The sequence below is a fragment of the Chryseobacterium endalhagicum genome (assembly GCF_016745235.1).
GTDB lineage: Bacteria > Bacteroidota > Bacteroidia > Flavobacteriales > Weeksellaceae > Chryseobacterium > Chryseobacterium endalhagicum.
In genome coordinates, this window is record NZ_JAELVM010000002.1 from 609835 (window position 1) to 623145 (window position 13311).

The 13311-nt window shown below is 38.4% G+C and carries 14 protein-coding genes; 5 read left to right on the forward strand and 9 right to left on the reverse strand.

Annotation, left to right across the window (positions count from 1 at the left end; translation table 11 throughout):
- The first annotated feature begins 23 nt into the window (after positions 1-23).
- Positions 24-944, forward strand: coding sequence for a DUF3078 domain-containing protein (locus JET18_RS13120; RefSeq protein WP_202091734.1), 921 nt, complete (start codon positions 24-26; stop codon positions 942-944).
- Between the two features lie 217 nt (positions 945-1161).
- Here the strand turns inward: JET18_RS13120 and sufD are convergent, their stop codons facing one another.
- The 5 genes from sufD to JET18_RS13145 all read right to left on the reverse strand — a co-directional run bounded on the left by sufD (position 1162) and on the right by JET18_RS13145 (position 5827).
- On the reverse strand, positions 1162-2469 hold the full coding sequence (sufD, locus tag JET18_RS13125; RefSeq protein ID WP_202092570.1) for a Fe-S cluster assembly protein SufD: 1308 nt from the start codon (positions 2467-2469) through the stop codon (positions 1162-1164).
- A gap of 114 nt (positions 2470-2583) precedes the next feature.
- Complete coding sequence (gene sufC / locus JET18_RS13130) at positions 2584-3327, reverse strand: Fe-S cluster assembly ATPase SufC (protein ID WP_202091735.1); 744 nt, start codon at positions 3325-3327, stop codon at positions 2584-2586.
- 112 nt (positions 3328-3439) lie between these two features.
- Entirely contained in the window at positions 3440-3826 is a 387-nt protein-coding gene (locus JET18_RS13135) for a GxxExxY protein (RefSeq protein WP_202091736.1), read from the reverse strand.
- A gap of 151 nt (positions 3827-3977) precedes the next feature.
- Positions 3978-5426: a Fe-S cluster assembly protein SufB gene (sufB, locus tag JET18_RS13140; RefSeq protein WP_202091737.1), complete on the reverse strand. Its 1449-nt coding sequence runs from the start codon at positions 5424-5426 to the stop codon at positions 3978-3980.
- A gap of 71 nt (positions 5427-5497) precedes the next feature.
- Positions 5498-5827 carry a HesB/IscA family protein gene (locus tag JET18_RS13145; RefSeq protein WP_202091738.1) on the reverse strand — a complete coding sequence of 110 codons (330 nt, stop codon included), beginning with the start codon at positions 5825-5827 and terminating at the stop codon, positions 5498-5500.
- Positions 5828-5972: 145 nt separating this feature from the next.
- On the opposite strand from JET18_RS13145, the gene JET18_RS13150 reads away from it, so the two are divergent.
- The gene (locus JET18_RS13150; RefSeq protein WP_202091739.1) at positions 5973-6812 is read left to right on the forward strand and encodes a GLPGLI family protein; all 840 of its coding nucleotides are present in this window, start codon (positions 5973-5975) and stop codon (positions 6810-6812) included.
- A 51-nt stretch (positions 6813-6863) separates the two neighbouring features.
- On the opposite strand, the gene ypfJ is transcribed toward JET18_RS13150, so the two are convergent.
- On the reverse strand, positions 6864-7721 hold the full coding sequence (ypfJ, locus tag JET18_RS13155) for a KPN_02809 family neutral zinc metallopeptidase (protein ID WP_202091741.1): 858 nt from the start codon (positions 7719-7721) through the stop codon (positions 6864-6866).
- 79 nt (positions 7722-7800) lie between these two features.
- Here ypfJ and JET18_RS13160 point away from each other — a divergent pair, with 79 nt between their 5' ends.
- Genes JET18_RS13160 through JET18_RS13170 form a run of 3 tightly spaced genes read left to right on the forward strand, consistent with a single transcriptional unit; the run spans position 7801 to position 9577 of the window.
- A complete protein-coding gene (locus JET18_RS13160) occupies positions 7801-8121 on the forward strand; it encodes a hypothetical protein (protein ID WP_202091743.1) in 321 nt (106 codons plus the stop codon).
- A complete protein-coding gene (locus JET18_RS13165) occupies positions 8121-8447 on the forward strand; it encodes a hypothetical protein (RefSeq protein WP_202091746.1) in 327 nt (108 codons plus the stop codon). Before JET18_RS13160 ends, JET18_RS13165 begins: the two co-directional genes overlap by 1 nt.
- A 2-nt stretch (positions 8448-8449) precedes the next feature.
- Positions 8450-9577 carry a glutathionylspermidine synthase family protein gene (locus JET18_RS13170; protein WP_202091748.1) on the forward strand — a complete coding sequence of 376 codons (1128 nt, stop codon included), beginning with the start codon at positions 8450-8452 and terminating at the stop codon, positions 9575-9577.
- Here JET18_RS13170 and JET18_RS13175 read toward each other — a convergent pair.
- The 3 genes from JET18_RS13175 to JET18_RS13185 form a co-directional block, all read right to left on the reverse strand.
- Positions 9567-11645: an LTA synthase family protein gene (locus tag JET18_RS13175; RefSeq protein ID WP_202091750.1), complete on the reverse strand. Its 2079-nt coding sequence runs from the start codon at positions 11643-11645 to the stop codon at positions 9567-9569. The genes JET18_RS13170 and JET18_RS13175 overlap by 11 nt on opposite strands.
- 226 nt (positions 11646-11871) lie before the next feature.
- The gene (gene ribH / locus JET18_RS13180; protein WP_202091752.1) at positions 11872-12390 is read right to left on the reverse strand and encodes a 6,7-dimethyl-8-ribityllumazine synthase; all 519 of its coding nucleotides are present in this window, start codon (positions 12388-12390) and stop codon (positions 11872-11874) included.
- 3 nt (positions 12391-12393) lie between these two features.
- Complete coding sequence (locus JET18_RS13185; RefSeq protein WP_202091755.1) at positions 12394-13101, reverse strand: YfgM family protein; 708 nt, start codon at positions 13099-13101, stop codon at positions 12394-12396.
- Between the last annotated feature and the right edge of the window lie 210 nt (positions 13102-13311).

The window sequence follows — 13311 nt, forward strand, 5'->3', positions numbered from 1 at the left end:
TTTGTTACGAAAAATCCTTACTTATGAAAAAACTTTTATTTGCCCTTTCCATCTCATGTGGAATAAGCACAATGGCTCAGGAAGCCAAACCGGATGCTGCTGCTACAGATACGGTAAAAGCATGGTCTATTCAGGGACAAAACACATTAATGCTCAATCAGGCGGCGTTCTCAAACTGGGTCGGTGGTGGAGCCAATAATGTGGGCTGGCTTGCCGGGGTTAATTACAATCTTACCTATGAAAAAGGCAAAGACCTTTGGGAAAACATTATTATTCTGGGGTACGGACAGAATAATACAAAGGGAATCGGGACCAGAAAAACGCAGGATGTGATCAATCTGTCTACAAATTACGGGCGTGAATTTGCAAAAAGCTGGTATCTTTCAGGAGGTATCGGGCTTCAGACTCAGTTCGCCGGTGGTTATGAAGATGGTAATAATCCTGATGCGAAAAAGATTTCCAATTTTATGGCTCCGGGATACCTTAATGTTGGGGTTGGGGTTACCTACCGCCCGGATGACAATCTTACTGTGACGCTCCGTCCGGCCAATGCCAGAGTAACTTTTGTTCTGGATGAAGATCTTCAGACGGCAGGAACTTATGGATTGAAAAACAATGGAGATTCTTCCCTGTTCCAATTCGGTTTCCTGGGAACGGCAATATACAAGATCAAGATTATGGAGAACATCAACCTGACCAATACGGCGTCTGTATTTTCAAACTATCTTGATAAACCGGATCATTTGGTACTTGGATACAGCGGAATTCTTAATATGAAGATCAATAAATTTATTTCAACGAATATCACTTTGGATCTGATGTACGATCACAATCAGATTCAAAAGACACAGCTTAAACAGACTCTGGGAGTTGGATTCGCTTACAATATTGATAACGGGAAGAAACGTTCTGATAAAAAAGAGAACCAGTCCTGGCTGAAGTAATTAGAGGATTGAAAGATGGGGGAGGGAAGATGGAAGTTATTACCAACTTTATAGTAACTTATAAAGCTTCGGGATGCGGGTTTCGGGGTTAGAACCAGCAACCCAATTCTCAAACCCAAAAACTCTCTGACTCTCAAACTTGTATCTTCGGACTTCTATTCCAATAAAAAAGCACTTCAGGAAGAAGTGCTTTTTTGGGTATCAATTTATATTAGTCTTAAAATTCTATATCCACCTGAAGCTTTTCAGCTAAAAGTTTAGAGATTTTTTCTTTAAGCGGTTCTATGTCAATGTTTTGCATTGCATCGTTAGCAAAAGCATATAAAAGTAATGCCTGAGCTTCTTTTTTGGAAATTCCTCTTGCTCTTAAATAGAACAGGGCATCTTCATTCAATTGGCCTACTGTACAGCCGTGAGAACATTTTACATCATCTGCAAAGATCTCCAACTGAGGTTTGGTGTCAATAGTAGCCCCTTCACTTAGCAATACATTGTTATTCTGCTGATAAGCATTGGTTTTCTGAGCAATTTTATTCACAAAAACCTTTCCGTTGAATACTCCGTGAGCATTACCATCGAAAATACCTTTGTAATTCTGGTAGCTTTCACAGTTCGGGAAATTGTGGTGAACAGCCGTATGGTGATCCACCAGCTGATCTTTTCCAATGATTGTGATTCCGTTCATAAATGAATTGATATTGCTTCCGTTATGAATGAAATCCAGGTTGTTTCTTATCAGTTTTCCACCGAAAGAGAACGTATTTACAGTGGTTAAGCTGTCTTTTTCCTGTCTTGCAAAAGTACTGTCGATAAGGTACGACGTATTGTTGTCATTCTGAAGCTTGTGCCAGTCTGCTTTCGCATTGGGATAAGTGAAGATTTCCGTCACAGAATTCGTAAGCACATACGTACTGTCGAAATTGTGGTGGCTCTCTATCACCTCTACTTTAGCTCCCTCTTCTACAATCAGCAGGTTTCTGGTATTGTAGAATGTATTTTCTTCCTGATTCTGAGAAATATAAAAAACGTGGATCGGTTTTTCGATCACTACATTTTTTGGAACCTTCAAAAAGAACCCGTATTTGCAGTAAGCAAGGTTCAGGTTGGTAAAAGCCGTTTCCTGAGAAGCAATAGTATTGAAATATTTTTCAAATACTTCTCTGTGTTTCTCATCATTCAACGCATAGTTGAAAGAAAGGAATTCTACATTCTCGATAGAAACTTTTGAAAGCTCTTTATGAAGCTGGCCATTTACAAAAACGATCCAGTCAAAATTTTCTTCGCCCAAATGAAGCTGATCCAGCTGTTCTTTGGTGATATTATGACTTTCTTTAGGGAAAAAATTATAGTTTTTCTCTGTGATCTCTTTGATGCTGGTATATTTATATTCTTCGTCTTTTTTAGTCGGAAAACCTAAGTTTTCGAACTTTTGAAGAGCAGTTTTTCTTTCTCCATCCAGAAACCTGTGACGAAGACTCTCCAAAAATTCACCGTGATTGTCAATAATCTGATCGTATAAAGCCATTACTGATATTTCGGCCATCACACCTTATTTTATATATTTAAAAATAATAATATTTATTGCGGTTTTTCCGCATATTCAGACAGAATTGATAAAATTCCTCCTGAAAAATTCTTCTTAGTTAAGAAGCCAGTCGTACCCTTTTTCTTCAAGTTCCAGAGCCAGGGATTTGTCACCGGTTTTGATGATCTTTCCGTTAGCAAGAACGTGAACGAAGTCAGGCTGGATATAGTTAAGCAATCTCTGATAGTGGGTAATCAAAAGAACTGCGTTTCCTTCGTTTTTAAATGCGTTTACACCATCTGCAACAATTCTAAGTGCATCGATGTCCAATCCTGAATCTGTTTCATCCAGAATAGCCAGTTTCGGGTTAAGCATCATCATCTGGAAAATTTCGTTTCTTTTCTTTTCACCTCCGGAGAATCCTTCGTTCAGTGATCTTGAAAGGAAATCTTTTTTTATACCTAGTTGCTCGGATTTTTCACGGATAAGAGCAAGCATTTCTTTTGCCGGCATTTCTGCAAGTCCGTTTGCTTTTCTTGTTTCGTTTAATGCAGCCTTGATAAAGTTGGTTACAGAAACCCCCGGAATTTCTACCGGATACTGGAAAGAAAGGAATATCCCTTTGTGAGCTCTGTCTTCAGGAGCATCCTCGATGATATTCTCACCTCTGAAAATAATTTCCCCGTCCGTCACTTCATACTCTTCTTTTCCGGCAATTACAGAAGAAAGAGTAGATTTTCCAGCTCCGTTAGGTCCCATGATCGCGTGAACTTCACCCGGCTTTATTTCAAGATTAATACCTTTTAAAATTTCTGCGCCGTCTTCAATTTTGGCGTGCAAGTTTTTTATCTCTAACATATATTTTAGTTTATCACAAGGCTAGACTAAGATTTTTTTAATCTCCTTTGCTTTTATAAGATAAACAAAGGCGCTAACGCTTATCAATGAAATACTATTTATCAATTTTAATCTAAAACTTATCAAGACCGTTTGCTATTCTCATTACACCATTTTTAAAAAGGCGTGAGTTGAAATTAATCAACATTCCTAGTTTATAGTTCCCTAATCTTAAATAATTTTTCAATTGTGCTGCATGAAAATTGTTTAGACTTTCAACGGATTTAAGCTCTAAAACAACTTTGTTTTCAATCAATAAATCCATTTTAAAGGCATTTTCCAACAGCAACTCTTCGTATTGAATGTTTAAAGACTTTTGCCTTTCAACTTCAACTCCTATTTTTTTAAGTTCATAAAAAAGACATTCCTCATAAATGCTTTCAAATAAGCCTACTCCTAACTTTCTATGAACCTTCAAGCCATTTTCAAAGACAATCTTTGAAATTTCATTTTCGGTCATTTGTGTAATTTTTCGCAAAGATACATAAGTTAATGGGAGAAACTTCACCATTTAAACTTTGTATTGCTTTCCTAAGCGTTAGCGCCTTTGTTTATCTTTAAATAAATAATACGCTGTTAAAAAACTTAGTCTAGCCTTGCGATAAATAAAATTACCCCACTGAACCCTCAAGAGAAATCTCCAGTAATTTCTGAGCTTCGATAGCAAATTCCATTGGAAGTTTATTCAATACTTCTTTACTGAAACCGTTTACAATCAATGCGATTGCTCTTTCTGTATCAATTCCTCTCTGATTACAGTAGAAAATCTGGTCTTCACCGATTTTTGAAGTGGTAGCTTCGTGTTCCAGCTGTGCCGTAGGGTCTTTGATTTCAATATAAGGGAAAGTGTGTGCTCCGCATTCATTACCCATCAATAGAGAATCGCACTGGGAGAAGTTTCTTGCTCCTTTTGCAGAAGGCATTACTTTTACCTGGCCTCTATATGAATTCTGAGATTTTCCTGCAGAAATTCCTTTTGAAATAATGGTTGATTTGGTATTCTTTCCGATGTGGATCATTTTAGTTCCCGTATCTGCATACTGGTGATTGTTGGTCACCGCGATAGAGTAGAACTCACCAATTGAATTATCCCCTTTCAATATACAAGACGGGTATTTCCAGGTTACAGCAGAACCTGTTTCCACCTGAGTCCATGAGATTTTTGCATTTCTCTCGCACAATCCTCTTTTGGTTACAAAATTGAAAACACCTCCTTTTCCTTCTTCATTTCCCGGATACCAATTCTGTACGGTTGAATATTTGATCTCAGCACCATCCATTGCGATAAGTTCCACAACAGCTGCGTGAAGCTGGTTTTCATCTCTTGATGGGGCTGTACATCCCTCAAGATAAGAAACATAACTTCCTTCATCTGCAATAACAAGTGTTCTTTCAAACTGTCCTGTTCCTGCCTGGTTGATACGGAAGTAAGTGGAAAGTTCCATCGGGCATCTTACGCCTTTTGGAATATAGCAGAAACTTCCGTCAGAGAATACCGCGGAATTCAGTGCTGAATAAAAATTATCTCCTCTCGGAACTACTTTTCCAAGATATTTTCTTACTAAATCAGGATGATTTTTAATGGCTTCCGAAATAGAACAGAAAATAATTCCTTTTTCCATTAAGGTATCCTGGAAAGTGGTTTTTACAGAAACTGAATCTATTACGATATCCACAGCAACTCCGGAAAGTCTTTTCTGCTCTTCGATATTGATACCCAGTTTCGCAAAAGTTTTCAATAATTCAGGGTCTACCTCATCAAGGCTTTCCAGTTCCGGCTTCGATTTTGGCGCAGCATAGTAACGGATTGCCTGAAAGTCTGGCTTTTCATATTTAATGTTAGCCCATGTAGGTTCTGTCATTTTCAGCCAGATTCTGAAAGACTCCAGACGCCATTCCGTCATCCATTCCGGTTCCTCTTTTTTCGCAGAGATCGCACGGACAATATCCTCGTTTAAACCGATAGGAAAGTCTTCATAGTCTATCTTCGTTTCCCACCCGAATTCATATTTTTTATTTTCTAGATCGACTCTTAAATCGTCTTCAGTATATTTACTCATTGTTTTTTTGATTTCAGATATCAGACTTCAGATCTCAGAAACAAATCTGACATCTCTGTCTAATGTCTTTTCTATAAAGAAAAACTCTCTCCACAACCACACGTTCTGGATGCATTAGGATTGTTGAAAACAAACCCCTTTCCGTTTAATCCTCCTGAATATTCAAGGATTGTTCCTGCTAAATAAAGGATAGATTTTTTCTCAACAATAATTTTCACATCATTGTCTTCAAAAATTTGATCTGTGTCTGTTTTTTGATTGTCAAATCCCAAAACATACTCTAAACCAGAACATCCTCCACTTTTTACCCCTACTCTTATATAATCTTCAGCAGGGTTGAAACCATCTTCCGCCATAAGCTGGATGGCTTTTGCCTTTGCTTGATCTGATACTTTTATCATTGTATTTATTTAGAATGATTTAATGATGCAAAAATACGTACAATAATTAGGAAATAAAAATCGGGAATTTTATTTTATCGATTTTTATTATTGATGGCTTAACTTTGGTAACCTTTTGAAATCCAAACAATAAATTTATTCTACAATGAAAAAAATTGGCATCATTGCTTTAGCGCTGTTTATGCAGCATATTTCTGCCCAGAACAACCGGTTTGTTTATCAGGTAACAATGAAACCTGATGCGGAAAATAAAAGTGATATTAAAACTGAAAATACTTATTTAGATATATCCGCAGAAAAATCTCTTTTTTATTCTGAAAACAGATACAAGAGGGATTCTATTTTGCAGAAAGCTTTCCAGGGGGGTGGCGGAAGAGCCTCTGTGAGCAGGGAGCAGATGGAGGGAATGAGGAGCAACATCAACTATTCTGTTGAAAAGGATATGGCCAGCCAGAAGACGTATTTTAAGGACAGGATCGGAAGAGATGTTTATGTTTATGAGGAAGACCGTCCCCTGAACTGGAGCATGTCTTCTGAAACAACGAAGATCGGTGATTATAAAGTTCAGAAAGCCACAACGGATTTTGCCGGGAGAAAATGGACGGCCTGGTTTACTACAGATCTGCCTTATCAGGATGGACCGTATAAATTCAAAGGACTTCCGGGACTGATTGTTAAAGTGGAAGATGATAAAGGGGATTATTCTTTTGATCTGATGAAGAACTATAAAATTGCCGAGATTGTTACACTGAATCAGTTTGGAAATATCTTGAAGGTAAAAAGAGCAGAGTACGTGAAACAACAGGAAAAATATAAAAAAGATCCTATGTCATTCATGCAGGGTGGCGGTGGCGGTTTTCCTGCACCTCCAAGGGCTAATGGCGGCAGAGGAGGAAATCAGAATCCTGCCGAGATGAGAAAAAGAGTGGAAGAACGGGCTAAAGAAGAGGCTAAGAAAAACAGCAATCCGATAGAATTACCATAAAATTAAAACCCCTGAAGAACTTCTTCAGGGGTTTTAATTTTTATAAAAAGATTATTTTAAAAGCTGGTTGAAAGTATCTCCCTGCTTAATATCTCCTGTATTGTAGCCTTTCATAAACCATTCTTTACGCTGGGCAGATGAGCCGTGGGTAAAGCTTTCCTGGTTTACGTAGCCCTGTGATTTTTTCTGAATATTATCATCACCAACGGCTTCGGCAGCTTCTATAGCAGACTCGATGTCTCCGGGTTCCAAAAACTTTTCTCTGCTGTCCGTCTGTCTGGACCATACTCCGGCATAAAAATCAGCCTGAAGTTCTGTGGCAACAGAAACTTTATTCATATCTGCTTCAGAATATCTTCCGCTTCTTCTCAATGCATCTACTTTTTGAGTGGTTCCCAAAAGTGTCTGTACATGGTGACCCATTTCGTGGGCCATTACATAAGCTATGGAAAACTCTGTAACCTTTGCGCCAAACCGCTCCTGCAGGTCTTTAAAAAAGCTCATATCCATATATACCTTCTGATCGGCCGGGCAGTAGAACGGGCCCATAGCTGCCTGAGCGGGGCCACATCCGGATTGCGTGGCATCTTCAAATAAGACAACGACAGCCGGCTGATACCTCATTCCGTTTTCGGCAAAAATTTTGGTCCAGGTCTGTTCATTTTCAGCAGTAATCATGCTTACAAATTCCTTGATTTTGAGCTCATTGGCATTTAATTGTCTCTGTTCGGTAGGGGCAGAACTACCGCCTCCGGAAGACAGTAAAGATGACGGATCTCCGCCTAAAAAGAATATAATTGCAGCGATGATCAGGGTTCCCAATCCTCCTCCTACAATCGCGCCACCGCCTCCGCCGCCAGTTCCACGCCTGTCGTCTACGTTGTCGCTTCTATCGTCTGTCCATTTCATAGTAAATTTATTTTTTGCCTTGTAAATTTAAAATAATATCATTACTAAATTACTACTTTTGTGAAAAATTACTGCCCGCGTGAAAAAAATTAAACTTTGCCTTTTATCAGTTGGAATATTGGCATTTACAGCATGTAAAAAAGAAAAAGAAGATGAAGTAAACAATGTAGACAAGAGTGGTTCTGTGGAAACTGTGCTTTCTGTTGAGCACCTTGATACTGCAGATGTTCTCATCACTAAACACAAGATCTGGAAGAATAAAAAACTTTTTAAAGAGATCGTTAAAAAAGATACTATCCCGAGTTTGGGAGATACACTTGTAGGAGGTGAGGATAATGACGGCAACAGCCATATCGCCAAAACGAAAAAAGACTATGAATTTTTTATAACGGTTCAATAATGAAAAAGTCCAGTTCTATAAAATTACTTTTCGTAACAGGAGTATTGGCGGCCTGTTCCCAGGAAAAACCAAAAGATCAGAAAGAAAAGAAAGTCTATATGAGGTCTGATACTACGGCTTCATACACCAGATCACACGGCTTTTTGGCCGGAGTGCTTTTGTATCATGCTTTCAGGCCGTATGGGGCTTACAGCTACGGATCTTATCAAAAGGCCGGTTATTACAGCGATGCAATAAGCACGAAGTCCAATGTAGGAAGGAATAATTACAAAGGAAATGTCGTAAGGGGAGAGTTGGGAAGAAGTGGTTTCAGTGCATCATCATAATTATGGAAAGAATTCAGTCACAGTTCAGAAAAAACTGGCAGCATAAACTTGAAAATCTTGGGTTCGGTTATCATTCCCTGGATGGTCTCTATTGGGATGAAAGTCACTATTACCAGTTAACTACAGAAGAAATTAATACCATAGAAAGTGCAACTGCTGAACTTTGGCAGATGTGCCTGGAAGCAGTGGATTATATTATTGAAAAAAATCTTTGGGAAAAATTCAATATTCCTGAATGGTTCAGAAATTATATCATCGCAAGCTGGGAAGAAGATCATCCTTCTATCTACGGCAGGTTCGATTTTGGTTTTGATGGGAAAAACTTAAAGCTGCTGGAATTTAATGCAGATACACCTACTTCATTGTATGAAGGATCTGTGATCCAGTGGTATTGGCTTCAGGAATTATTCCCCTATAAAGATCAGTTCAATTCTATTCATGAGAAACTGGTGGGATATTGGAAGCACCTTAAAAATTACATGAATCCGCATCATATTTATTTTGCTTCTCTTACCAATATTGAAGATGTTACCAATGTGGAATATATGCGGGACTGTGCCTCCCAGGCGGGTTTTGATACGGAATTTATTCCTGTGCAGGATATTGGCTGGGCTGATGATGTTTCAGAATTCATTGCAGGAGACCGCTCAGTGATGGAGTATATTTTCAAACTTTATCCTTATGAATGGATCCTTGCGGACGGTTTTGGTGAAAAACTGGTGAAAAATGGCTTCAGGTCCCAATGGATTGAGCCTGCATGGAAAATTTTACTTTCGTCCAAAGCGATTCTGCCCGTTCTCTGGGAAATGTATCCCGGACATCCGTATCTGCTGGAATCTTATTTTGAACCTAAGCATCTGAAAGATTTTGCTAAAAAACCCATTTATTCAAGAGAAGGAGCGAATGTGATTCTTCATAAAAATAATATTCCGGTGGAGGAAAATGACGGGATTTATGGTAAAGAAGGCTTTATCTACCAGCAATTATTTGACCTTCCTGATTTTGACGGAAATTATCCGGTGATAGGAAGTTGGGTGATCGGCCAGGAACCTGCCGGTATTGGGATCAGAGAAAGTGTTCATCTGATCACCAATAACCAAAGCCGTTTTGTTCCCCACCTTATCGGTTAAGTTTCTTTTCTTTAAGCCAGAATGAAGTGGACTGGTAAGCGGAAACAGCGTCATTGACCAGTTTCTGATCCGGAGTTTTTACCAGCTTTTCATCATAATACAGCTTAAATTCAGGAGCCAGATTGCTGGGCTGTAGATTCAGGGTATATTGTTTCACCTTTTTAACCGGTGAAATAATTGTTAAGCGTCCGTCTTTTAGAAACCCAAGATCCTGATAAGTGGCGATATAAGCTTTAGGCTGGAATTCTTTTTTGAAAACATCCTGACCCAGGAATTTAGATTGATAGCTGAAATTCAGCAGTCCAAATAATGTAGGCATGACATCGATCTGGGACATCAGCTTGTCAAATTTCTGAGGCTGAATGAAATCTTCAGAGAAAATCATGGCCGGAATTCTGTATTTGTCTGCCGGAAGTTCGGTTTTTCCTGCGCTGGAAGCACAATGGTCTGCAATGATCACAAAGACTGTGTTTTTATACCAGTCCTGCTTTTTAGCCATGGCAAAGAACTTTCTAAGGGAATAATCGGTATACTTTACACCTCCGTCACGCGATTTTGCGGTTCCGGGGATATCAATTTTTCCTTCAGGATAAGTGAAAGGTCTGTGGTTGGAAACCGTCATCCAGTGATTGAAAAAAGGTTTTCCGGTTTTGGCCTCGGAATTCATCGTCTGAATGGCTTTTTTAGCCATATCTTCATCAGCAACACCCCAAACATTGGCAAAGGTGATTTCTTCCGGTTTAAAGTTGTTTCGGTCTACAATATCATAGCCGTTTCCAGCAAAGAAATCCTGCATATTGTCGAAATAGCTGTATCCTCCATATAAGAATTTTACATCGTAGCCTTTGGATTTGAATACACTTCCTGTAGTAAATTTATTTTTGTTGTCGTCTCTTTTGATGATGCTTTCTCCCGCTGTAGGAGGAATACAAAGCGTTAATGCTTCAAGACCCCTTACCGTTCTGTTTCCGGTTGCATACAGATTGGTAAACATCAGTGAGCGGCTTGCAAGGCTGTCCAGGAAAGGCGTGATTTTCTTTTCTCCGCCATAAAGGGCCATAAAATCGGCAGATAAACTTTCAATAGAGATAAGAACTACATTTTTCTTAAGTTCCGGCTGGTCCGCAACTACATTTCTTGGTAATGAAGGATCGGAATACTGGCTTAAAAAGTTCTTTTCTGCCAGTTGTTGGTTGATCTGCGGATAAAACTGGAAATAATCTAATTCATTGTGCGTAAAAGCCCAGTAGAATTTGGGAAGCCCGTTGTCTTCAATCTCATCGGCAAAAACATTGTCAGATCTGATCTGCATTAACGAGGATATCCCGAAAAGACTAATTCCTGAAAGAACGATAAAAGTTCCCAGAAGCATCATCTTCTGTTTAAAATTGGGAAGTTCTAAGAGTTCACCTTTTGTCTTTTTATAAATGAACCAGGTCACCGCTAAAGTAACGATCAGGATTGCAGAAAACAAAGGGATCACGGGATAGCTTTCCATGATGTTGCCGATTACCTCGTTGGTGTATATCAGGTAATCTACAGCAATGAAGTTATAGCGTACTCCAAATTCATTATAGAAGAAATATTCACTTACAGCATTGAAGATGATAAGAAGAACATATAGCAAAAGCGTGATGAAATACAGCGTGTTGCGGATTCTGATTCTTTTTGATGGAAGAAAGAGCATCAAGCCAAAGAAAACAGTCTTTATACCGACAAATGCAAGGGCTACTTCCGTAATAGAACCTCCATACTGATCAAATATATTGTTTGGGATGAGCAGAATGTACAGGAAAAACAGTACCAAAGCTCCAAAAATAATATATCCGTAAGGTTTATTGTACTTGGAATCTGACAGGAATAAAAAGTAAACGGCCAATACTGTACTGGCCAGCGTAAATACAAAAATATCATTCAGCAGACCGATGGACAGGACTTTAATAATTTCAAGGGCACCAAAGCTGGAGGTGGTAATAGGGTGGAATAGAAAAACGATCCGTATGATCAGTGAAATGATCAGATAGAAAATCCCTACATATAGGAATGGTTTTATTTTGCCTTGAAACATGTACAATAAATCTAAGTTAATTCGCGCAAAGATAGTTTTTGTATACAACTTTTAGAGAAAAAAAGTAGAAATATGATATTTCTTATATTTTTTTTGAATTATTATTGAAGATTTAACGTATTCCGTAATTTGAATAAGAAGGTTTAAAATGATGATTGAACGCAGGATATCAATAAAAAAGGACTATTAAAAAATAGTCCTGTATACTGTTAAGATGTATTAAAGGTTAAGAGTGTCCGAAACCGATATTTCCCTTTTTGTCCGAAAGTTTTCTTTTGAAATCAATCATTCTCAGGGCTGTTACGGCTGCTTCTACGCCTTTATTGCCTAAATCTCCGCCGCTTCTTGCGATAGACTGCTCTTTGTTGTCATCTGTTAATACACAGAAAATGGTCGGTGTATCTGTCAGTACGTTGCAGTCTTTGATTCCCTGGGCCACTCCTGCGCTTACAAAGTCGAAATGAGGGGTTTCGCCACGGATGATGCATCCGATAGAAATTACAGCATCATACTTTCTTTCTTTGCACAGCTGCATGCTGGCATAGGTAAGTTCAAAAGCACCCGGAACCGGGAATAGTTTTATATTTTCTGGTTTTACGCCTTCTTTTTCAAGAATTTCCAAAGCTGCATCACGAAGATTGTAAGTCACAAAATCATTCCACTCAGAAAAAACAATGCCGATAGAAAAATCTTCGGCATTGGTTATATGAAGTGGCTTGTAATCGGAAAGATTAACTGTTGCCATTTATTAAAAGTATTTAGTCATTTCAATATAAGAATCAGACATTCCGTTGTCGTAGTCCTGATATTTCTCGTCAATTGCAGAGAAGTATTTTTTAGCTTCTGCATTTTTCTTTAATCCTATTGCGACAATACCTGCTTTTCTTGTGAAATAGTAAGCCGTATAAGGATCGTTTGAAGCCGTTGACGCTTTGTCTAATAAAGCTAAAGCCTCATCATTTTTGTTAAGACCTGATTTTGCATCTGCCATAGCACCATATTTCAAGGCTACTAAAGTTTTGTTGTCAGATGAAAATTTGTCTAAAAGATCGTAAGCTTCCTGGAATTTTCCTTCCTTGAATTTCAATAAACCTGCGTTATAAGCAGCAAGTTCACCCACTTTCGTTCCTGAATAGTCATTATATGTTCCTACAAAACCTGGATTTGCAGCAGATTTTCCGCCTAAAGCTTCTTTATCTTTACCTTCCGTCTGGTTTTTCTGAGCAGCAAGGAAACCTTTTACAGCTTCAACGTTCTTAGGAGCCACAACAAACTGTTTGTATGCGAAGAATCCTAAAACACCCAAAACCAAAACTCCGAATATAATACCCAATTGCTTTGAATATTTTTCAAGGAATCTTTCAGTGTTTAAAGCCTCTCTGTCAAGGTCTTTAAAGAACTCAACCGTTTCTTTACCTTCTTGCTCATTCTGAGCATTCTTACCCAATTTTGCCATATATTTTTAAAAATTGAAATGCAAATTTAATTGTTTCTGAATGATTTACAAAATACTTTGAAGTATTATTGCGAAAATGTTGCGAATTGTCAAGTGTTCATGATAAAAACGCTTCGGCTCCGCTCAGCGTGACATCTCTAATCCTATTGTTTTTACAGTTTCAGAAGCTTGTCACCTTGAGCGGAGCCGAATGTTATATTTTAATTTCAG